Source organism: Nostoc mirabile CHAB5784 (assembly GCF_020829645.1).
Classification (GTDB): Bacteria; Cyanobacteriota; Cyanobacteriia; order Cyanobacteriales; family Nostocaceae; genus Nostoc; species Nostoc mirabile.
In genome coordinates, this window is the sequence record NZ_JAIVFS010000066.1 from 1 (window position 1) to 22,142 (window position 22,142).

22 protein-coding genes are annotated in these 22,142 nt (G+C 42.3%); 10 read left to right on the top strand and 12 right to left on the bottom strand.

Going from position 1 to position 22,142, the window contains the following annotated elements:
• The first annotated feature begins 284 nt into the window (after nucleotides 1-284).
• The 3 genes from LC653_RS29745 (at nucleotide 285) to rbp (ending at nucleotide 2,047) form a co-directional block, all read left to right on the top strand.
• Nucleotides 285-887: a ParA family protein gene (locus LC653_RS29745; protein ID WP_229498241.1), complete on the top strand. Its 603-nt coding sequence runs from the start codon at nucleotides 285-287 to the stop codon at nucleotides 885-887.
• Nucleotides 884-1,528: a ribbon-helix-helix domain-containing protein gene (locus LC653_RS29750; RefSeq protein WP_229498242.1), complete on the top strand. Its 645-nt coding sequence runs from the start codon at nucleotides 884-886 to the stop codon at nucleotides 1,526-1,528. Before LC653_RS29745 ends, LC653_RS29750 begins: the two co-directional genes overlap by 4 nt.
• Nucleotides 1,529-1,738: 210 nt before the next feature.
• Entirely contained in the window at nucleotides 1,739-2,047 is a 309-nt protein-coding gene (gene rbp, locus LC653_RS29755) for an RNA-binding regulator (RefSeq protein ID WP_229498243.1), read from the top strand.
• Nucleotides 2,048-2,150: 103 nt separating this feature from the next.
• Here rbp and LC653_RS29760 read toward each other — a convergent pair whose 3' ends face one another.
• Nucleotides 2,151-2,753: a GIY-YIG nuclease family protein gene (locus LC653_RS29760; RefSeq protein ID WP_229498244.1), complete on the bottom strand. Its 603-nt coding sequence runs from the start codon at nucleotides 2,751-2,753 to the stop codon at nucleotides 2,151-2,153.
• A gap of 332 nt (nucleotides 2,754-3,085) precedes the next feature.
• On the opposite strand from LC653_RS29760, the gene LC653_RS29765 reads away from it, so the two are divergent.
• The gene (locus LC653_RS29765) at nucleotides 3,086-3,463 is read left to right on the top strand and encodes a hypothetical protein (protein WP_229498245.1); all 378 of its coding nucleotides are present in this window, start codon (nucleotides 3,086-3,088) and stop codon (nucleotides 3,461-3,463) included.
• Between the two features lie 386 nt (nucleotides 3,464-3,849).
• Here the strand turns inward: LC653_RS29765 and LC653_RS29770 are convergent, their stop codons facing one another.
• The 4 genes from LC653_RS29770 to LC653_RS29785 form a co-directional block, all read right to left on the bottom strand.
• Nucleotides 3,850-4,539 carry a hypothetical protein gene (locus LC653_RS29770; RefSeq protein ID WP_229498246.1) on the bottom strand — a complete coding sequence of 230 codons (690 nt, stop codon included), beginning with the start codon at nucleotides 4,537-4,539 and terminating at the stop codon, nucleotides 3,850-3,852.
• An 83-nt stretch (nucleotides 4,540-4,622) separates the two neighbouring features.
• Nucleotides 4,623-5,276 carry a heterocyst master regulator PatR gene (patR, locus tag LC653_RS29775; RefSeq protein WP_229498247.1) on the bottom strand — a complete coding sequence of 218 codons (654 nt, stop codon included), beginning with the start codon at nucleotides 5,274-5,276 and terminating at the stop codon, nucleotides 4,623-4,625.
• Between the two features lie 195 nt (nucleotides 5,277-5,471).
• The gene (locus tag LC653_RS29780; protein ID WP_229498248.1) at nucleotides 5,472-5,795 is read right to left on the bottom strand and encodes a hypothetical protein; all 324 of its coding nucleotides are present in this window, start codon (nucleotides 5,793-5,795) and stop codon (nucleotides 5,472-5,474) included.
• Between the two features lie 931 nt (nucleotides 5,796-6,726).
• Entirely contained in the window at nucleotides 6,727-7,203 is a 477-nt protein-coding gene (locus LC653_RS29785) for a hypothetical protein (RefSeq protein ID WP_229498249.1), read from the bottom strand.
• Nucleotides 7,204-7,297: 94 nt separating this feature from the next.
• On the opposite strand from LC653_RS29785, the gene LC653_RS29790 reads away from it, so the two are divergent.
• Nucleotides 7,298-7,570: a hypothetical protein gene (locus LC653_RS29790; RefSeq protein WP_229498250.1), complete on the top strand. Its 273-nt coding sequence runs from the start codon at nucleotides 7,298-7,300 to the stop codon at nucleotides 7,568-7,570.
• 70 nt (nucleotides 7,571-7,640) lie between these two features.
• A complete protein-coding gene (mobV, locus tag LC653_RS29795; RefSeq protein WP_229498251.1) occupies nucleotides 7,641-9,431 on the top strand; it encodes a MobV family relaxase in 1,791 nt (596 codons plus the stop codon).
• A gap of 518 nt (nucleotides 9,432-9,949) precedes the next feature.
• Here mobV and LC653_RS29800 read toward each other — a convergent pair.
• The 3 genes from LC653_RS29800 to LC653_RS29810 are packed head-to-tail and all read right to left on the bottom strand — an operon-like array spanning nucleotide 9,950 to nucleotide 14,536.
• Nucleotides 9,950-11,149 carry a hypothetical protein gene (locus tag LC653_RS29800; RefSeq protein ID WP_229498252.1) on the bottom strand — a complete coding sequence of 400 codons (1,200 nt, stop codon included), beginning with the start codon at nucleotides 11,147-11,149 and terminating at the stop codon, nucleotides 9,950-9,952.
• Nucleotides 11,076-14,090, bottom strand: coding sequence for an NB-ARC domain-containing protein (locus tag LC653_RS29805; RefSeq protein WP_229498253.1), 3,015 nt, complete (start codon nucleotides 14,088-14,090; stop codon nucleotides 11,076-11,078). The genes LC653_RS29800 and LC653_RS29805 overlap by 74 nt, the downstream gene beginning before the upstream one ends.
• 17 nt (nucleotides 14,091-14,107) lie before the next feature.
• Nucleotides 14,108-14,536, bottom strand: coding sequence for a hypothetical protein (locus LC653_RS29810; protein ID WP_229498254.1), 429 nt, complete (start codon nucleotides 14,534-14,536; stop codon nucleotides 14,108-14,110).
• 116 nt (nucleotides 14,537-14,652) lie between these two features.
• Between LC653_RS29810 and LC653_RS46435 the strand changes: the two genes are divergently transcribed.
• From LC653_RS46435 to LC653_RS29820, 3 genes are all read left to right on the top strand, one after another.
• Entirely contained in the window at nucleotides 14,653-14,781 is a 129-nt protein-coding gene (locus tag LC653_RS46435) for a hypothetical protein (protein WP_267923234.1), read from the top strand.
• A gap of 820 nt (nucleotides 14,782-15,601) precedes the next feature.
• Nucleotides 15,602-15,778, top strand: coding sequence for a hypothetical protein (locus tag LC653_RS29815; RefSeq protein ID WP_229498255.1), 177 nt, complete (start codon nucleotides 15,602-15,604; stop codon nucleotides 15,776-15,778).
• Complete coding sequence (locus tag LC653_RS29820) at nucleotides 15,760-15,975, top strand: hypothetical protein (protein ID WP_229498256.1); 216 nt, start codon at nucleotides 15,760-15,762, stop codon at nucleotides 15,973-15,975. The genes LC653_RS29815 and LC653_RS29820 overlap by 19 nt, the downstream gene beginning before the upstream one ends.
• Before the next feature lie 100 nt (nucleotides 15,976-16,075).
• Here the strand turns inward: LC653_RS29820 and LC653_RS29825 are convergent, their stop codons facing one another.
• From LC653_RS29825 to LC653_RS29840, 4 genes are all read right to left on the bottom strand, one after another.
• A complete protein-coding gene (locus tag LC653_RS29825; protein WP_229498257.1) occupies nucleotides 16,076-19,237 on the bottom strand; it encodes a primase-like DNA-binding domain-containing protein in 3,162 nt (1,053 codons plus the stop codon).
• On the bottom strand, nucleotides 19,237-19,470 hold the full coding sequence (locus tag LC653_RS29830; protein WP_229498258.1) for a hypothetical protein: 234 nt from the start codon (nucleotides 19,468-19,470) through the stop codon (nucleotides 19,237-19,239). The genes LC653_RS29825 and LC653_RS29830 overlap by 1 nt, the downstream gene beginning before the upstream one ends.
• 267 nt (nucleotides 19,471-19,737) lie before the next feature.
• Nucleotides 19,738-20,460, bottom strand: a complete 723-nt coding sequence (locus LC653_RS29835) for a hypothetical protein (protein WP_229498295.1) — start codon at nucleotides 20,458-20,460, stop codon at nucleotides 19,738-19,740.
• A 134-nt stretch (nucleotides 20,461-20,594) separates the two neighbouring features.
• Complete coding sequence (locus tag LC653_RS29840) at nucleotides 20,595-20,804, bottom strand: ribbon-helix-helix domain-containing protein (protein WP_138505373.1); 210 nt, start codon at nucleotides 20,802-20,804, stop codon at nucleotides 20,595-20,597.
• Nucleotides 20,805-21,025: 221 nt separating this feature from the next.
• Between LC653_RS29840 and LC653_RS29845 the strand changes: the two genes are divergently transcribed.
• Nucleotides 21,026-22,141, top strand: a complete 1,116-nt coding sequence (locus LC653_RS29845) for a ParM/StbA family protein (protein WP_229498259.1) — start codon at nucleotides 21,026-21,028, stop codon at nucleotides 22,139-22,141.
• Nucleotide 22,142 lies beyond the last annotated feature (1 nt).

Consider the following 22,142-nt stretch of genomic DNA (forward strand, 5'->3'; position numbering starts at 1 on the left):
TGTGACTTTAGACACTATTAAAATGTACATTCAAAATCAGAACGAAACTTGAAAGGCGAATAAATTCGCCTGCGGCTTACCCCCATAAATAAATTTAGGGGCTTGCACGCCCCGACTTATTTGGTCATTTCCGAAAAATAAGCTGAACAATGCATCAACACTCTACTTGAGTCGCAGATTCTCATTTGAGGCTGCATAAATACCTGGATACCCAAATATTCATACATCCACATTTTATGTGTGTAAGTGCGATATGATTTTTCCATCTTTTATAAGGGGAGATTATGCCAATCATCTCTCTTAGCTCATTTAAGGGCGGAGTGTCGAAAACAACTTCAGCTATCTGCCTCGCCTCACTGTTTTGTGATGATGGGGCAACCTTAGTTATTGATGCCGATCCGAACCGTTCAGCAACCACTTGGGCCAGACCTGGGGGACTACCATTTCAGGTCTGCGGAGAAAAGGAAGCAGCAAAGTTGATGCGTAAGCAGAAGTTTGAATTTATAATTTTTGACACTCCTGCCCGCCCTAATGATGTGGAAGTGGAGGATTTAGCAAGGGGCTGTGATCTACTTATCGTTCCAACTCCACCAGACCTGTTGAGCATGGATGCGATGGCACTCATGGCAAAATCCTTGCCCCAAGATACAAACTGGAAAGTCCTACTTACAATGATTCCGCCGCCGCCTCAAAGAGATGGACAGGAAGCAATGGAAGCACTCTTAACACAAGGTTATCCTGTTTTGAGTCGTGGGATTCGATTTTACAAAGCTTATAAGGATGCGGTGACTAGTGGAGTTCCTGTTTATAAGGTTCGAGGGGGCAAAGTAGCATGGCGGGATTGGACGGAAATAAAAAACGAAGTGATTCAAGCAATAAAAGGGTGAGCCGATTTAGTGAGGTCTTAGGGGCAGCCCAAGAAAATACCCAACTACCTGGATACCCAGAAAATCAGCCATCTGAACAGCTAGATACTCAACTAATCGAAGAATCATTAAGCCAGCCACTTAATGAGGTGAAAAATCAACCACCTGAAAATTTGACAACCCAACTACCTGGATACCCAGAAAATCAGCTATCTGAACAGCTAGATACTCAACCAACCGAAGAATCATTAAGCCAGTTACCTGAACAGGTGAAAAGTCAAATATCTGACAACCCAACTGCCCAAACACCTGGATACCCAGAAAATCAGCTATCTGAACAACTAAAAACCCAGTTACCTGAGAATTCAACCACCCAACAACCTCAACAGCCAGTAACCCGGTCATCTAAACACTTAAAGGATAAAGATAAATTAGCCAAGCGTGAGAATCCCGACTATACCCAAACCACTTTTCGCATTCCTAAAAAATTGAGCAGGCAGATCAATCGAGTGCTGATGGACTTGGCAGACGAGGGGGAATATGTGGATAGGAGCGACTTGTTAGAAGAATTAGCCAGTGCATTTATCCGACTAGCTGATGAAGTTGGTGTAGTAGAGGCGTTAGAAAAAGTCAAAAATCTGGGTACCCAGATGGATGAGTAGCTAAGTAAGGCAATCGCACCTAGTCTTACATCACTGGTTAATTAACCTTTTACTGGATGCAGAGAATTGGCTTCTATGTCATCCTAGAAAACGAGAGTTAATTTGGTGAGTATTTTTGTTGTTAGTATTGACAGGCTTTCCCCTTTTGGTATCTACAGACTTTTCTCCAAAATTTAAATCTCTACACACTAATATTTTTGGAGATAATCAATGTCAATTTATGTAGGCAACCTCTCTTACGAAGTTAAGGAAGATGATATTAAGGGTATTTTTGCAGAATATGGGACTGTAAAGCGTGTTCAACTACCTACTGACCGCGAAACAGGACAACTACGCGGTTTCGGATTTGTAGAAATGGGAACAGATGCAGAAGAAGCAGCTGCCATTGAGGGTCTTGATGGTGCTGAGTGGATGGGTCGTGACCTGAAAGTGAATAAGGCTAAACCCAGAGAAGACAGAGGTTCGTCTGGTGGGAACCGGGGAGGGTACGGTGGGGGCGGTGGACGTAACCGCTACTAAGAGTTGAAACGAAAAATTTAACTTAGGGATAAAACTGTATCAATTGAAGTTTCTGAAATTTAAGGGCTTCAAACCCTTGCTGTATCATCCCATTCACGCACTTTTAAATCAATCTACTCACAACATATAAAAATAAAATAATACAAATGACTATTGCTACTAAAAATAAAAAATTATTATTGAAAACTTTACCTAAAACAGTGGGTTCCCTTTTCTTAATTTTCTTCTTCTTGTTTTTCTCCCCGACTATGCCTTGTCTCAACCGATTGTGAGGTTCATATCGTCTGGATATTAAATATTTTGGGATTTCCTCTCTCTCTTGACTTGCACGTTCAATATCTCTAGGAATTATAGGCAAAGAAACATTTAGTTTTTTCTGATGTTGACCGTAATCCTGATAATTATTTGGTATTGGCGCTACATTACTACGCTCCATTAACTGAATAACTTGTTGCAAATATGCGTTCTTTGTAAATTCAAACCACTCCCTATAAACATTAAATGACTTACAAGCTTGATGAATCTCTTTCTCTACTTTGTAAACGTCAGTAACAAACACATAATGAATGAGTTTCAACGGGTAGGGACTTTGACGGCTATTCAGTTCTTTTAATCTTTCCTCTGGTGTCCGTGGTGCTACAGTTAGCCCTATTTTGTATCTATATGTGCCTACACTATGAATTAAATAAATGTACCCTGGTTTCATTATTGTATCTCTGTTCGTAGTTATTCTAAAGCTGCAATCGCGTCTGCAACTGTAAAATCTGGTGAATATTTTACCTTTTTGTAGTCGGGATGCTGTTTGATTTGCTTTAAAATTAATTATGATTGATTAAGTAAATCAGTTAGCTTAATGAAATCTCTAGCCATAATTAATTCTTAAAAATAATAGGTTTACCATTGAAGTCTTTGTAAATATCTCTGGTCTTAGCTAACTTGGTAAACTTACCTTGTATTCCTCTAGTTCGTTACCATCTGCATCTACTAGACTAAGGAATATGCTTATACTGAAAATTTATTTAATATGAATATAAATATATGGTTCAACGTCTTGAAGAAATTTTAGGGAACTCAATTACTGAATATACTCCCAACGCGGTCAAATTTCAGAGTTTATCTTTAGAATCATTAGAGCAAGTTATTCAATCAGGCTATACTACACTAGATACTCATTTTAATGCTGCTCCATCAGTCGGTTCATTTATTGAATTTGGACAACGTTGCAAAATATTAGAAGCGACAGCGATTTTTGATGGTGTAGTCATCAATGATACAGACGGCCCGAATTTGGTGATTGATGCAATTACAGTTAAAGGGGTGAAAGACTTAGACTTTGCAGGTGAATTTGTAAAATTTGTGTGGGGTTGCGATGAATTAGAGATTAATTCTCAACAGTTATATGCTTGGTGGGATTAACTGTTTCCTCTACTGAAATCAGGTTTGTAGTAAAGAGCTTAATGAATTGCGTTCTTCCAATGTAAAGAACCTGACCTTTGCTATCACATACAAAGTAAATAGCTGCCAAATTAGGTAACTGCTCTTTTTCTAATAAGTAAACTGATGGCAGGGTAGACAGGTCAATATCTTCAATTAACATCTCTCAATAATAATTGGTTTACTTATACTAATTAGTATAAGTAAAAAATAACCCCATTTAGTGGGGTAAATGATGTCCTTCATTTTCTCAAAAGGGCATAAGAGATTAATTGTAGTTCAGCATAAGGCTTTCTGTATATATGACCATCTTACAATCAGCAAGTCTTGATGTCTTGAGTGATCACTAAATCTTCAAGATTACTTCATTACAACTGCTCAATCAGAACGCTATTTACTCCCATTGGCAGCTTTTTCAAATCCTCAATCCGACAGCACCCCCGCTTCCATAGCTGTCTTTGGTTTTTATCTACAGGATGGTAATAAGCCCAAATACTTCTATCTGGTGCTGAATATAAGGATATAATAAAAACCGTTTGTGTACCAAAGTTACCTGTACTTACCTCAATTTTTTCTTTGACAGTAAACGTCTGTCCTGAACTATTAGTTGCTGTTGATAATTTTTTATAGGCTGGTTTTTTCACTAATTGCGGTTGCTCTGTTTCTATCTCTGATTGCTCATGTTCACCAGAGGTATTTTCAATATTTGCAGTTGATTCTGATGAATTAACTAGTGCTGTCTCTAAGATTTGGGGTACATCTGACTGTTCATTATCTACTTTTATTGTTTGAGATATAGCATCATCAGTCAGGACAGGACTACTGTTTAATTCTGAAACTTCAATGCTTTGACTCTGGTTATTATTTACTTCTAACTCAGCCTCAACTGGTTGATTTTCTGTTGGTACACTAGTTGATGCTGAGTCAGTTTGTGCAGAATTATTATCGTCTGTGGCAGTAGATTTTTGCTTGACGACACGTAAAATAGCTGGCTTGGTTGGCGTGGCTTCTTCTTTTGATAGTGAACTATTCGTCTTAGGAGATTTACGTTTAGGCATAATAATTTATTGGCAGCAATGCACTCTTAAACGTTGATTAAATCAGCAATTGAGCAGGAAATGACTGCACTTTTTCTGTAGGATTAGCCCTCAGTAGTATCTTCAGTTGTGCTGGTTGAGATATCTTCAGTTGAAGATTGCTCACGACCGGGAAATTTAATGCACTCCCCTGATTGAATTACTAAGCTAGCCCCGACACGTCGCACATTAAAATTCCAGAATTTCTTAATCGAATTTGATGGTAAAAATCCGATTAGTCTTAGTTGGAAATCTTTGGGTGGTTCAAAGTCTCTCTGAGGTTTTTGGTGAATTTTAACGAGTACTATCCCTTGTTCTAAGTCTTGATATACAACTAATCCTTGTACAGAAAAGTTATCAGCTACTAACTGCAATTCGCTTTTTACTGAGTCGGTATATTCTTTTTCGTTGCGAACATTTATCAAAGTCACCCGAAGTTTAGTCGGAGAATCTTTGAATGGTGTTCTGGGGTAAACAGTCCAGAGGTATTCAAGTGATAAATCAAGTTGAGATTGTTGAACTAATTTCGATGCTCTCTTAGCAAGGTTTGTCTCAAGCATTACACCGTCAGCAGTTATTAGTTGTCCTTGATAAATAAGCGACTCACTGGGTACATACTTTCCCCAAAGCCGACCAATTGCACGATATTCTAGTGGCTCTGTCGGTCTTAACTGGTGATTATTAACTAATAACTGCTGTGTATCGTTCGTAATTGTCATGCGGACAAAGTTAAAATCTGTAATTTTTTGAATTGCTTTTATGATTGTAAACTGCGGCTCCCACTAAGATATTCTTCTTTCAATCTACTCCAAAAGCCTTAAGTATCTTTAATGGGAGCTTATACCCAAAGATGAACAACTGCCTTAGCATCCACGCTCTCCATAAATTGAACATGAATGCTTGAGACACGTATATTAACTTGAGCCAGCATCAGCTACAGCAACCCCTACATCTGGTTTGACTTCCTTTGCTTTTTTCTCGAAAATTTGAATTCCTGCGTCAATGATCTCAAAACCGTTAGAAGTTCGTTGGCCAAGCTTGCCCGATACAGCCCCAGCCCAGTCTGCGAATTCCGAGGCGCTAGTTTCAGCCTTGCGCCAACTTTTGGCATTAACTTGAGCAGTAAAGACTATACCATTCTGATCAGTCAACTCGATTGCAACTTTTTTATTCTCGGCTGGTGTAGCTGTTGGCAGTGAGCCGCTAAATTTTATTGTCACTTCGCTTTTGGCTTCCATACCTTACCCCTAGCTCATCATCAATTTCATTTTTCCCGCTCCTGATTTTATCTTGGATTAGGTTGACCACAAGATGCGCGATCGCTTGGCTATCGTAGTTGATCACTTTCAAAGTAAACGTTGAGCATTCGGCTTGAAACAGAACCAAGACTCAACATTAAAAAAACAAAATCCACAAAAAAAATTTACCCCTGTTTTTGACCCTTTTTTTGTCTAGCTAATTGATAATTACTCTCAAGATGAACCGCCCAAACCGTGATTATTGACACATTTATCAAGAAATATTACAGTTTTGGCACTAGTTTATTGATTTGACTAAATTCGTGAATCTAAGATAAAACCTCCAAATTCCCAATTCTTACCAACTACATTCAACATCTCCCAATATCTATCCAACATCTCCCAAATCTCCAATTTTTTCTTACCTTTTTACACCTTTTACATCATCCAGTCACAAAATTCTCATTAGCTCAAAAATTCCCAATAAATCCGAACAGTTCCCAAGACTTGTTAGAAGTCTCCCATTATTTCCCAATAATTGGTCAATTATTGAGAAAATCGCTTAAAAGCTTTTAAGCTCTGTAATCCATCTTTTTCTGACGCACAGTACGCCATATTTGGCGGAAAGTTTTTGAGGGTCAAAATTGAAAAGCAGAAGCCGAAGCAACAGTCATCAACAAATACTACTGAAAAACTACACAATCACGACAAAAGCCACCGATGAATTCACCCCTCTTTTCACAAACGTATTACGGGGGGTAATACCAATTCACAATTCACAATTCGCTTTTTCGCCCATTCGCAATTAAAAAACTTAGATGCAGCAAAGCTTTCAGGGGTTACATCTGTATCAGATTTTTCGTGAAATGGTATAAGAGGGGTGTTTGAGGAAATGCCTTGGCAATTGAAGAAATGAGCTTTTTCTCAACTACTACTCGACACCAAACAGCTTGTTGATCTGTTTCATTTCCGGTGACAGTTCTAGTTCCATCAAATCGTCAGTGTCTTCATCTAAGGTTTGGTCATCGTCATCCGAGGTGGACACCCGGATTTGCTGTGAATTCAAGTTTTCATTATTTTTAGTGGGATTCACAGTTTCAGGAGAAGTACTAAAAAGTGTTGTGTCGGATGAAGGTAATTTTTCTATCGCTCCAATCCTTCTAATGGTGGCAAGTTTTCCCTCTAGTTTCTCAATCGCAGACCAACAAGCTTTGACTAACTCATCATTTGTGACTTTACCTTCTAACGCTTCAGGCAACCAAAAAGCAGTTAGAGCTTCCATTGAAAATTCAGTCGCGGCTTTATTAGAGGGATGGTTCAACAAATATTCAATGACCTTGCCCTCCCAAGAATTAGATTTGCGTTTTATTCTCGGCAACTCAACATCTTTGTAGCGTGGTGCGCTCATGTGTCTCCTAAGTAATAGACGGATTATCGTAGCACAAAACACCAGTATGTTTTTGAGGTTTATAGTGGTGTTAATGAGCATTATAGTGGTGTTAATGAGTTTAAAAGAGGTGCAAAAAATTGCTAAAAATTCCAGCCCGGAAAATAATAACGAGTATTATAGTGGTATAAATGAGTTTTTTAGTGGTATTAGGGGAGAAAACCGATTTATTGCGCCAAATCTGCCTGCAAAGCTTACACAGCAAGGTTTTCGTCGGTTGGAGGGGACTACCACCAAAAATTTTCGGCAGGGTGTACCAAGTTGTTACCATACTCACTATGGTTTCATGCCCTACGGGTGGCTGCGCCATCTCTCGCTGCGCTCATGACATGAAACCGCCGTTCGCTTGGAGGGTTTTTGAGTACTACAACGCACTGCATTTGTAGCATAAAACTTTTATGTCGCCACTAACAATTCTCAGAATTGAGAAACTAAAAACATTCGGCAACGTTGCGGGAAGTGATGACCATGTTACCAGAAACAGAGAAACACCCAACGCAGATCCAACTAGAGAGAATGTCCGGTTGATTGGGGGAGAAGACGAACGCGCACTCGAAGAGATAGTTAAAGAAAAAATCTCTACGCTCAAGCATCGCCCTCGGCATGATGCGGTGTTATGCACCGAGATGTTTCTCTCGACATCACCTGAATATTTCCGTCCTGGTGATCCATCTCTGTCGGGGCAGTGGTCTGATTCACTGATGCAGCAGTGGGCGATCGCATCTCGTGACTGGCTGGCTCAAAACTATGGGTCAAAGTGCGTCAGGGCAGAACTTCACCTAGATGAAAGTACCCCACACATTCACGCTTACATCGTGCCACTGAATGAAAAAACCAGGAGAGTCAGTCATGATGCGATGTTTGGCGGTAGAGGTGGGCAGGGAAGGATTAAGTTATCCAAACTCCAAGATAGTTATGCTGCTGCACTCGCTCCTTTGGGCATTGAACGGGGGGTCAAGGGCAGTAAGGCAACCCACACCAAAGTAAAGGAATATTACCAAGCGGTTAACAGTGAACCGTTGACAGCCATCTGGTCAAATAACCAATTAGCACCGACACCGTTTGAATCAGCTAGGAGTTATGTAGCCAGGATTCAGTCTGATGAACACTTTCAAGCGATTAACCACCAACTCGCTGACCGGGCTTTCATGCAAGAGCGACTATCCCGTGCAGAACAACGGGCAAGAGCCAGCGAGAAGGAACGACAACGGCTAGAAGAAATTGTGCGATCGCTGGAATTGAAAACCCAACAACTGCGCGACTTGGCCTTAGAGGATGTCGCCTGGGAGTTGGGGCTACACCACGAGGAAGGAAAATGGAAGGGTCACGGACACATCATTAATATAGATGGGCCCAAATTCTACGACTTTGCCCCCGATCAGCAAAAGGGATCAGGTGGTGCAATTGACTTGGTGATGCACGTTAACAATTGCAATCTACGGCAGGCGGTCGTCTGGTTACATGAGCGATTTGGGGAAGCAGGGGCAGAACGAGCAGCGATCGCAAAAACTAAAACAGTGGCTGCTGAGATTATCCAGTTAGAACCACGAACCCCGTTTCAGCTACCAGTTGAGGATAGAAACAATTGGTCTGCCGTTGAACATTACCTCAATCAATTTCGGGGCATCCGCTCTGACTGTATTCAAATGCTTCATAACCAGGGGCTAGTTTACGCTGATCAGCAACAAAATGCTGTTTTTGTCATGCGAAATCAACAAGGTCAACGTAACGGTGCATTCTTACGGGGAACTAGGGGCGAGAACAACAGCTTTTTGGGGTACTCTAAAGGAACCAAACGCCGTGATAGCTGGTTTTACTTCCACTTGGGGGGTAAGGCTAATGATAAAACCTCAACAGCGATTCTATGTAAGTCTCCCATTGATGCTATTTCAAGAGCCATGCTGGAATATCTTATCAGGGGCGATGTTCCACCCGAACGAACACTCTATATGGCTATTGATGACATCAAGAGCTTACCTCTTGAGCGATTGCGAGATATCAATAATGTAGTGGTGGCGTTTGGTAACGATAAAAGTACTGATGCGGTGGCACAGTGTGTATTAGAACTTCTGCCACAGTCCCAAATCAAAAAATCTCAGGCACATGATTGGAATCAGCAGCTACTCGATTATGGACGGCAGTTAAGGCAACAGCAACAGCAGCAAAGAGAAGATGATTTGAGTCTTTAAATATTTTTTATGATGTAGAAGTTTTAGTAATAATTGTAGCAGATAAAAGGTTTTTTACTTAATTTAGGCTGTGAGCATGAAAATATATTGAAGGAAGGTTTGAGATATTAAATTGCTGCACCAAATAGCCTATAAGCTATTTGGTACATTGAGAATTACAAAAAAATCGATTGACATAATGCTTATCCAGTAAGGGTTACAGCCTTAGAGTAACTATCTGTACGATTACTTATTTAGCCCCTAGACCATGTAATCTACAGCCTACAAAGTTTAGATACCTAATTAACCTCCTTTCATCGCTCTATGAAGTATTTTTGAACCTATATGGGAGGTTTAGAATTAAAGTTAATTCTTTGAAACTATGTTGTAGGAGGAAGATGAAGATTAATAATTAGTGCCTGATTATAATCTATAATTGCTCCTTCATTATTTCCTATTTCATAATCAAAAATACTCCGATTATAGTAAACCTTTTCAGACCATATTGCCGAAAATTACGCCTATCTCGGCTCTGATCTTTATCGCCACCATTTAACAACGTCACAAATAGCAAGAGCAACTTCATCTATTGTTGCTGAACCACCTAAAGCGAAGATAATTGGAATCAGTGCTGCCAGGTCTTGCAACAAGTCACGGCGCGTGCGGAAAGATAGCTTGTGAAGTATATTTGGCAATAAGGTAAAAAGTTTATTCACTGGCATCCTTGCTAAAACAAGAGCTAAACTACTCAATGCATCAGTACAATATTTTTCATTCGCAATTTCCCTAATAATGTTAAGGGCTTCTGGTAAAAGTTCTGGCAGCCTGTCGGCTAACACACTTAAGGCTTGGGCGCGAGATGGCTCATCTGCAATTGAGCGAGCTGCTGCTAGTGCTTCCGGTAAAAGTTCTGGCAGCCTGTCGGCTAATGCACTTAAGACTTTGGCGCGAGATAAATTATCCTGAAAATCCCTAGCAGTCGTGAGAGTATCTGATAACAACTGTGGTGGTAGTTTATCTACCAAGGCGCTCAGAGCTTCGGCGCGATACCTCTCAGTAGCAATAGAACAAGCAGCAGTAAAGGCTTCCGATAATACTTCTGGTAGTTTGTGAGCTAGGGCACTCAAGGCTTCGGCACGAGACTTTTCATCCTGAATTTTCCTGGCAGTAGCAAGTGCTTCTGTTAATAACTCTGGCAGTTTATCGGCTAAAAGAATTAAGGCTTGGACACGATCACTCTCAAGTTCAATTGCCTGGGCGGCAGCCAGTGCTTCTGTTAATAATTCTGGCAGTTTATCGGCTAAAGCATTAAGAACTTGAACGCGATACCTGTTATCCACAATGGAGCGAGCGGTAATCAAAGCTTCCGGTATTAATGCCTCTGGTAGTTTATTCGCTAAAGCACTCAGAACTTGGGCGCGGTACTTCTCTAATTCAATCAACTGAGCGGCAGTCAATGCTTCTGGCATTAACGTCTCTGGCAGTTTGTTTGCTAAAGCACTCAGAGCTTGGGCGCGATATTTCTCTAATTCAATCAACTGAGCGGCAATCAAAGCTCCCGGTATTAATTCCTCTGGTAGTTTGTCCCCTAGAGCATTTAGGGCTTTGAGGCAATACTCTTGATCTAGAATAGCCCGAGCAGTAGAGAGAGTTTTTAACAACAATTCAGCTGGCAGTTTGTGAGCTAAGGCACTCAGAGCTTGAGGCGCGATACTTCTCATCCCTAATAGAATGAGCAACAGTCAATGCTTCTGGCATTAACGCCTCTGGTAGTTTATTCGCTAAAGCACTCAGAGCTTGAGCGCGATACTTCTCATCCCTAATAGAATGAGCAACAGTCAATGCTTCTGGCATTAACGCCTCTGGTAGTTTATTCGCTAAAGCACTCAGAGCTTGAGCGCGATACTTCTCATCCCTAATAGAATGAGCGACAGTCAATGCTTCTGGCATTAACGCCTCTGGCAGTTTGTGAGCTAAGGCACTCAGAGCTTGAGCGCGATACTTCTCATCCCTAATAGAATGAGCAACAGTCAATGCTTCTGGCATTAACGCCTCTGGCAGTTTATTCGCTAAGGCACTCAGAGCTTGAGCGCGATATTCTTCATTTGCAATGGAGCGAGCAGTGGTCAGTGTTTCCCATATTAACGCCTTAGGCAATTTGCCGATTAGCTTACTCAAGGCTTTACCGCGCTGCTCTATATCCACAATGGAGCGAGTGACATCCAGTGCTTCCAGCAACGCCTTTGGCTGTTTGTAGGCTAAGGCACTCAGGGCATTGGCACGATACAACTTATTCTTAATGGAGCGAGCGGTAATCAAAGCTTTCGGTATTAATGCTTCTGGCAGTACGCGGGCTAAGGCACTCAGGGCATTGGCACGATATTCTTCATTTGTAATGGAGCAAGCGGTAATCAAAGCTTCCGGCATTAACGCCTCTGGCAGTACGCGGGCTAAGGCACTCAGAGCTTGGCTACGAGAAAACTCATCTGCAATGGAGCAAGCGGCAGCTAATGCTTCCGGCATTAACACCTCCGATAACTCACTTGCTAAGGCACTTAGAGTTTGAGCACGATACCTCTCATTTGTAATAGAACAAGCAGCAGCCAGCGCTTCTGGCAACACCTCTGGCATTTTGCCTGCTAAGATTCTTAGGGCATTGGCACGATATTCTTCATTGGCAATGGAGGAAATGGCAGCCAGCGCTTCTGGCAACACCTCTGGCATTTTGCCTGCTAAGATTCTTAGGGCATTGGCACGATATTCTTTATTGGCAATGGAGTGAATGGCAGCCAAAGCTGATTGCAATGCCTGCGCTCTTAGAAACGGTGGTAGATGTTCAGCTATATTTATAAGTGAGTATATTTGCCTCTGCTGGTCTGGAATCTGCCTTGCATAAACCAGTCCTTGTTCCGGCATCCACACTCCTTTTGTGACCAGTCCAATCAGCAAATATTCTGGTAGGTTGGCAGCTAGACTATTTAATGACGTTGTAATTAAAGCATAGCGGCACTGCAAGCCAATAACTTGGGACAGTGTTGCATCACTATCAGTCCAACTTACCTCTGCCAATTGCCAAGCACGCGCAACATCAGTAACAAAATTGGCAGTTTGTCCCAAGCGTTCGCAAGCTTCATACCAACCATTTCGTCCTGCCTCTGTTTCCTCTCGAAAAAGCTGATGCAATTCACTAAGTTGGTTCGCCTGCTGAAAATGCCAAGTCAGATGAGCATGAATATAGCCATCATCCGCCAAAGTATGCCAAAGTCCATTTAGCGTTTTGGCTTTATAACTTTCTAATAATAAGGCGTGAGCAGATGGTATAGTTAGTCCTACCCCTGGCAAATCCTGTGCCTGTGTGTCAGTGGTCAGCAACCACTTTGCCATATCGTGCATCAAATCATGTATGCGGTAAGTCTGCTGCTGATTGTGATGCTGCGATCCCAGCGATAATAGTGCCTTTGACCGAAAGATACGTAAAATTTCACCTGCTTCTCGTAGAGTAACTTCCCAAAGTGTTACCGCCATTGCCTGGGTAATAGAGACATCCTCGGGTAAGATTCCTAGCCATGCAAACTGGCAAAGCTGCTTAAAAGACAATCGTCGCAGACTGAGATTAAAAGAAGCACGAAGACTATAATGTTTTCGTTTCTCTTCACTACTCACACTTTCTGCTATAGGTAAATCAAGGGCTTCCAGCCGAGCTACCTCAGCCCTCAAATCTGCCAATAATTCTTCCCATAGTACCCCCTCAGCTACTTGAGCTGCTGCCAATTCCAAAGCCAAAGGCAAGTAACCAACTTCTTTAGCAAGATACTGTGCCTGCTGTTTCTCTTCTTCAGTGCGTAAGTTTTTAAACCTACTAAGTAGTTCCAAAGATTGCTCTGGTGTCATCACATCCAAATCGTAGCGCACTGCCTCTGGAATTCTGGCTTCGCGAGTTGTAACCAACACTTGGCAGCCTGTACCACCGACACGGAACAGTTCCACATGGTCACAATTCCAGGCATCGTCTACAACCAGCAATGTCTTTTTGTCATACAGTAGTGTTCCCAAATGTCTTGACGCTGCTTCTGTGGTTGTAGTTTTGTAGTCGTAATCTCCTAGTGCCTGAATCCAGTTACTCAGGCATGACAGCAAGTCAGGTTGTTGACCTAAATCTGCCCACAGTACGCCATCAGGAAAACGAGCTTTTACTTCTGGATCGTGAGCTATGGCAGTAGCTAGTATGGTTTTACCAATGCCACCTAAACCGTATACAGCACTGACGACCAGAGTAGCTAATATATTGGTCTCTTTAGTAAGCAAAAGGTCTTTGACTATTTCTAGTGCTTTAGGGCGTTTGACGTAGGAACTGGGTAAAGAACGTACTTGGAAGGGAACAACAGTTTTATGAGGCTTAGAACCTATATATACATTCCCTTCAACCCTACTGAATGCATGACCACCACTCATCCGCCCGATAGTTTGGTTTCCACCACCCCTAACAGTCTGCTGAATCTGAGTTTCTGTTTGGTGTTGCTGTAGTTGCAGCGTTGGATCAGCCGAACTACTAGGAACTGTTTCGACCAGCATTTGTTTGGAATAGCTTTGCTGATTTTGTGTTGTGAAAATAAAAATATTTAATTTATTGAGGAATCGCTTTAGCCAGAACTTAAATAGACGTAAGATGCGATTTGGCATACTAGGGGAGTTCCTGCTTACATGTTCGCATTTCCGTGCACCTGACCTATTGCCTTAGCATTACCCTGCATCTGTCCAATCGCTTGGTTATCACTACCTGTGACGGATTGGGTAATACTAACAGTACTAGGTTCTATTGCAGATTTTTCTAAAATCTTTGTAATTTCCACCACCAATGCCGAATCACTCTCCAGAATTTTTTTTAACTGCACTCGCAAGGCTGTTTGTAAATCTTCATTTTCAGGATTCTTCGCTACATCAGTCGCAGCTTCTTTTGCAGCTTCCTTCGCCTCTACTTTAAGATGTAGTTTTTCCCAGATAGCTTTCGCCTTGTTCCAAACATCCTCACCTACTTTCTGAGATGCTCCTTCCACTGCCTTATTTCCTACACTCATTAGAAATGGCAGGCATGGTGCTAAAACTTTAACCAGTAAAGCAATATCCATTAATTTATGAGATTTATTTAATAAATTTACCTTTTTACTAGGTATATTAACGTATTTTCCCCTTCAGATATGGGAGCAATGCGATTTTGTTAGATGAACCCAAAAGGAAATGATCGGTGATCGCTTCTTTTTGGCAAGAGGTAGACAAGCGATTGGGGAAATTCGCCACCTCTCTAGAGCAAGGTGAATCTAAGTCAGGCTATGAGACAATTCGCGATCGCACATTATTTGTAGCGACCCAGTAATTACCCCAACAGCTTGAAATATTGCTGCTATCGATTCAATATCTGTTTTTGAAGACAGACGTATCAACATTTACTTCCTCCTCATCCGATGGGGTTTCAAGTGTCGGTACTACTTGAGTTGACTCATTAAAGGTAAATTCGGCAGATGCCATGATTATTGTTTTTGTTTGAAATCGCTGTCTAATTCAATCTTAATTGTCTATCGAGTGTCTACATGACTGGCGGCATTCTTGTGAGTGATCCCTATGACTGAGGTCAAAGGGAGCATATCGGTTCGCAGTCGCTAGTCTTGCTCCACTAAAGCAACAGCGCAATTTTGATCTGGATTTGAGTATTTATTTGTCAGCATCCTAGTAGTGACTGTACACTCCCTTTTGTAGCACTAATGTAGTTGTTTAGTAGTTTTTTTTGATTCAAGTGATTTGAAATTTACTGAAATCATCACTTTTCGCTCAAAAAAACTTTCCGCCAAAGATGGCGTACTGTGCGTCAGAAATTAAAATTAAAGTTAGGTTATGATGCCGTGAAAGTGCCGCACGTATGCCATATATACTCCATGAGTTAACATACTTTTATCATAAAAATCGGTTCCAGGAACTTCCAGGAAGCGGTAAGAAGTGACTGGAAAATGACTACTAGTTGCCCCATATTGCCATGAGTTTTATGTTATTTTGACTGAGAATTGCCACAGAAATGACATACTCTCAATTTGGCTATGCTGATTTGTTTTGATACCAAGAAAATAGCGACGAAAATTTTCTAATATGGATGCTTTTGATCAGCTTGCTCCCAGTTAGGAATAGATCCATCTGGTTCATCAATGACTGGGATTTTAGACTTGGATTCCTTCAATCCAGAATTAATTTTGATGGAGCCGGAGGTAGCCACAGTCCCGCAAGAAAGTTTAGAAATTTATGAACAAATTTTGATAGGTGAGTCAAATCCTGAGAATAGTGCTTGGATTGAATATCTTGATAAATGTATTGCTGTAGGGTAGAAGCCAAAAAGCGCTTCAATGCTGACAAGGAACTGCAAAAGCGGAAATTTGAGTTAGAAACGTTGGCGATGGTGGGAGCGATCGCACCGTGTCATCTAGCAAAAAGGTTATCGGCATTAGCGCGGATGCTGGGACACCCCACGATCGCCCTTTCCTTCTTACAAACGATCGCGCTACAAGAACGGCAATCGCACTAGAGTACCGCGCCAAGCTTCATGTTCAACACGGTTGGCGGTTGCGGGCCCATGAACTGTTCCACCACGACCGAAACCTTCGCGCCGTCGCGCTGGATTGTTTTTACCTCAATTTGATCCAATCACTCCTGAAGATTTCTAATTGACATACTTTACCTTTAAAGCCTCGATAGTCAATTGTTGCGCTACAAAAATATGTATCCATTAGTTGAACGCTCTTAATGATTCCGACTTGCCACTTGCGAACACTGTCGTTGAAAAACTCAATTTTATCCCCAACTTTCAATTCCGGGCAAGATAATTCGCTTTCTCGTGTATTTATCAATTCACTATCTTGTCGAGGAGAAAACCCAGTTACAGCAGCCCTGGACTGGCTGTCCACCCCGTTTTCGGCAAGATTTACTTCTTGGACAGCCTCAAACCCAGTCACAGTAGGGCTGTCCAGGTTGGACACAAAGTCTAGGGGGACTGAAGGGTTATCAATTACATCAACGAATTGATTAACTCCACAATCAAAATTTTCTTCATCTTTTTTTTGCAATGCTAATTCTTGGGGGTGGACAATTGGACAGGGTGGACAGCCCTGCTGTGTAAGGCTTTCAGGCTGTCCAGGGTCAAATCGAGGAGTATTTAGTGGGTGGACAGGGTGGACAGGTAAGCTGTGTAAGGGTTCTGGGGTTTTGGTCGGGTGAAAAAACTCATAAAATTCTTCTATTCCCCCTTCAAGGCATTTATCTTTAAAGCAATACCAAAATTCCGCCCTGGATTGTGAAGAATCCGGTGGCCCCTCCGGTACTTTCATCTCAAAGACCCCAGCCAGTGGTTCAATGAATGCAAAGTGGGACTGAATTCTTTCACGCTTTCCGTTGACCGTGGGTGTCCAGCTACGTTCCTTGAAGTTTTGGGGCAAGACTGTTTTTAAATGGCTAATAAATTTGGACATCCCCAAAGGAGCATAACCATGTTCCCGGCAGTAAAGTACATACCAACTGTGTAAACGACTTTGTGGGATAAATGTTGGTGTCGATGAGGGGCGTAAGCACAAGTCTACAAAGGATTTGGTCGAGTCCCCGTACAAAGATGCCTCTAGCGCCAGATTCTTCGCTCGTTCCGAACTTGGAGGCGATAACAAAATGCGATCGCGTTCTGCTCGTGGCATTGCTAAAGCCCAAGAAATTATGTCCGACTTCACCTCTTGTAGCTTCAACCACAAGGTTGGGTCAGGAGTGACATCTCGGTTTTTTACTGGAATTGGGTAAGCTCGACGCATCCAGCCGTCGCCAGCATTTTCGATCTGTAGATGACTTACAGAGGCAACCCAAAACCGAATGTACCACTGGATTGAATAAGCTACTGGGTTGAATAAAGCGCGTCCGCTCATTGCCCCATTGTCAACTAATTCGTAAAAAGCTCGGACTCCTTCGGCATAACCTCCAACGTCAGGGAATCCAAATATCCGCTTTCCACTTAAATATTGATGCCGTCCTTCAGGTGTAGAAATATCCGCAAATTGTGAAGCGCTACTAGAGCCGGATTCGCCAAATAAACTACTCCAAAACCGTCCTAGCGTCCCCTTGCCCCCACCACTTAAGCCAATTAAGTGGGGAAATCGACCATAGGGGGCAGTTGGGTCTAAAAACATACTCGTGAATGCCCGAATCACTTCAACCAATTCTGATCCAAAGCTTTCATTTAGAAATTTGAGAAAAACTTCTGGGCATGGTTTGTTGGCCTCGTAATCGTGGGGAATGATATTAGTGAGGTAAAAATCTTTGCGATGAGGCATTTGTTCACCAGTTCGCAAATCAACAACACAATTGTTAAACCCTAATAAATGAGTATTGGTTGGCAGTGCTTCTGCTGGTTCTAAGCGACTGCGGCAATATTTAAAGGCAGATTCCTTGTGTGCGTTAGTTTCGTAAGGCTTGGTTATTCTCCAACCAAATGTTTTTGTGTAAGAGAGCTTGTAAGCAGATTCTCCAGCGTCAGCGAGGAGCTTGTAAGCTTTATTATCATCTTGGTGTTGCCATTGCTTATTCTCTTGTGACCACTTGTAAAAGGATGAATTCAGTACCATCCATTCAGTTTGAGGAAAGATTTTTCGGTAAGCCCAGCCATCAAAAGTACCCGCCGTCACGCAGTTAGAGTAGGGTAAATTCATGGCAGTGCATACAGGCAAGTAAAATGCCTCTGGGTCTGCTGGATCAATATCTATTTTGGAATTAGATAAATCCGTAACTTCTTTTTCAATACTTTCAGATTCTACCTGTTGCGATCGCTCTGCTACAGCTGCGTGAATCTCCTGCTCTAACCGACGGATAAATTCTGGTGTTTCCATCTGCCCCAAGATTTCTTTGATGTCACTTGATTTATATGGTAAATCGGGGCAGATGTCGTGAGGGTTAATTCCAATAAATCCAATCCCAACCTCGGCTGCACAGTCCTGGCAGGTCTGGAGTTTTTTCAAGCCAGTGTCATCGGGGTCATGCAGAAAAACGATTAATCCTATGCCTGCTTCAATTGCGCGTTGATATTCGGGCGTGATAGTCTTTTTATCCCATCCACTGCCCTGAAACGTAATTCCAGCAAGACCATGCTCCCGACCAACTTCTACGCATCCCTCGCCTTCATGCTGGAGTAGTGCCGGGGTTCCTGTCACAGATTTAGCAGCAGCTAGAGCTTCATCAATGCGATATGCTCCCCAAGGCTTATCGCCTTTTTTCATTTGGGGTGTGCCATCTGCAAGCCTATGCCATTGCCGAAAGGTCTTGCTGTAACCTTTCTCCTTATTGGCATCTGGCCACTGGTAGCGAACCACCCATTGCGACTCTGAGTAAGGATAAATTGTTTCGGTGGCACTGCCCTCAACATCTTTTGGTGGTCTACTCGTTAATTTTTTCGGTTGGGGAATATCTGTTGCAGTATCCGTCAACATCACCAAACCTAATTCACCATCTTGAATTGGCGCACTTTTGGGCAAGATGCTCTTGGGCTTGGGTATTCTCGCTTTTGGGGAAGCCGTGTAATTAGCCCCTGCCCTTTCTGCCACCACTTCAGCCCAGGGTTTAATCGCCTCTCTGACGTGTTTACACTCACAGCCGTTAAAGCATCTGTACTTCCCGGTTTCTGGGACAATAGATAAGTCATTCCCGCCACAAACTGGACAAATAAACTTATCTTTAGCTTTGGACGGTTCTAGCTGATGAAGAAAATTTCGGATGTCGAAGGAGGCGAACGCCTGTTGATTGGGGAATTGTGCAACCATTACGCGATACCTCGAAGAACATTATTTAATTTTTGACAATTGCTGAATACATAAGTTGGCGATTGTTTCGGTTGAGCCAGTGCATAGTTAGGCTGATGAAAGCGATCGCAGACTGTAAATTCTCCTATTGAGTAGCACCAGTCTGGTTTACCGCAGTGGGGGCAAGGGTTCGCAATAGTTGCGAATAGCAGCTTGTTGCTAGTATCGGTATGAAATAGCTGTTTTTGTGACACTTTACAAATCCTCCAGTATGTGTAGTGGAGGAATTGGAGCTATCCCGAAAGTAATCTTCTACAACTTCCAGAAATTTAATCTGGTAAAATTCCTGAGTTGCCGTTTTTTGTGTAGCCAGTGTTACAATTGCTTAACACTCCAAAAGGTTTGATAAGATTACTATTAGGGATATTAATTAGGCGTGACACCCAATCCCCCAATTCCAATGGAATCAATTTTGAAAACTCCTTCGTCCAGTGTGGACAACGGAGTTTTCAAGTTTTAGCCTATTTGTATTGGGCTAACCAAGCCCTAACAAACTCGATTACTTCCTCCTCTTGAATCACAAACATAGTGCCTTTTCTCCTGAGAGCCAGAATTCTCATGCTTCCCACGGAGGAATATAAATGTTCATTGAGATTTGAAGCCGCTCTAGTAGGAGGCCATAAGGCTAAAACTTTTGCTGTTGGGGTTTTTGTAGCTTCACGGGATGACATTGCGAACAAGTCTCTGTTTTTGTTAAGCCACTTTTCGTAATCAGCCAACTCAAGCAGTGGACAAGGTTTCCAGGTTGTCAAACCATTCTTATCCTTCTTTCTGAGTTGTAAAGCTTCCCTGGCTTCGTTGTAGACTACCTCCCTATCTCCTATCGAACGAATGGAGATAAACAGGTGAGTTGTTCGTGGAAATCTAATAAACAAGTCAATAGGGTTTTTCTCTCCTCCCGGAAATGGAAAGATTTCTATATCAACGCTTTTAAACTCTTGTAAAAGTAGATCGGTTAATTTTTCCAACCGCGCAAGTTTTTGAGTGATCACCAACGGTTTGTAAGCCAATGCAAAAGCAGCCCAGGCAGCCGGATTAATGAAGCTGCCAGATACCAGCGCAGCACCACCAACTGCTAGAGCAACAGTGGATAGGTAATCTTTCGTCTCCCTAATCCACTTTAATGCTGCTTCGTTATGCAGTGGGAGTTGAAAATCGGTAGGTGGGTCTTTCACGGCTAACATTGGCGAACTCAAAATTAATAATGTGAAATTAGCACGAACTTTACTGATACTAATACTTGACACTGTATTTTTGAATCAATAGCAATTTATTAGACTCTTTATCCAGTGTTAGTAGGACACGGAAGTTAAAAACCTCATGCCTCTGGTTTTTCCTGCTTCTGAGATTCTGATTTTTTAGCACGTCTAGCCGCGATCGCTTCACCAAGCAGAATAGCTGCCATCTGGCTTTTAGTCCTCATCTCTCCATTAGCAATTTGCTCTAGCGCCTCCCAAGTTTCATCTGGAATAATTGCATTTAACTTTTTGCTCATTAAGTCAGAACTCGTTTGCTCACCTGACATCATGATATGCTCTCTTGTCCGATCACATACGATCTTATCATCTAAAATCACATCATGATGTGATATGATGTGATTGTCAGCCAAAAACAGCCACCCAACAAAGGCAACAGAAGCCAGAAAGTGATGCTTTGGCTAACCCCTAACTGGATATCTGGATTTGTCTAGATTTGACTAAAAATCAACGCCTTGCCAGAAAAATCAAGACTTTAACAATTATCTGAACCATGACAGCTATATATTCCAATGCCAAAAATTGGCTCGTCCAAGCTGACTTGTTAGCCAAATCAGGGCTAACTGACCTTATCGCCGGAAAAGACTCAGGTGCAGGGTATGGGAAGGCAATCATCGGTGATTTTTCTATCATGATGCCTGCCGTATACTCACTTGTTCGCAACCGCAACATCATGCACCACGAAACCATCTCAAAAGATGGGGCATGGGTTCGATATGTAGAAGGAACGCGGCTTGACTTGAAAGACGTTCAATTCTTCTGGGGCAGTGCTGCTCTAGCTCAAAGTGACCATACCTTGCTGCACGACGACAAAGCCAAAAAAGCAGAACTGGCATTAGAAAGCATCCTTGCAGACTTAGCAGTTCTGAATATTCCCGATGGGGTCAAACTTTCGATTAGTTTGAGCAATCACAACCCAGAACGCTGGGCAGATGAAATTAAACGCCGAGTAGAAGGGACTCACACCTTTGAACATCTGCACCCTGTAACCCGTTCCATTGTCACCAAGACAGTTGAGATTGTTGTTACAGGCATTTACCCTGAAGGATTCGGCAGCATTGCCCACTGCTTATTCGGTGAAGCATCCCTGGTACTAGACCCGTCAGAATTAGCGATCGCACTCGATATCGGTTCATCAACTTGGTTGATTACCGTGTTTAACGGCAGTGGTGCAGTGATTGATCGACACCTGATAGAGGGTGGTTGCGGTGAACTGCACACCATGATTGCAGAAGCGCTCGACAAGCGAAACGACCGAGTAAGTCTGCTGTCCAAGGATGTGAAGCACTCACCCAGCTTGGTGAACCAGGGAATTATTGAAGGCACTTTCACTTATGGAGGCAACCACCTCACAGGCAAGAAGTTTGAAACAGAGTACAGCCAGTGCCTAGATGAGTGGTGGAGTACCAGGATTGAGAAATTCGCCAACTTTGTGACTGCTGGCAATTATCTAGACCGCGCTAAATACCTTGTCGCCTGGGGTGGGGGTGTTTCGCTGCCAGTGGTGGATCAAAACTTAGCCGGTTTAGGCTTTGTGGTCTTGAATAATCCCCAATTCATCAATGCTTTGGGGTTGAAGCTATTAACTCAAATTGCAAAGGGAGCTTAAT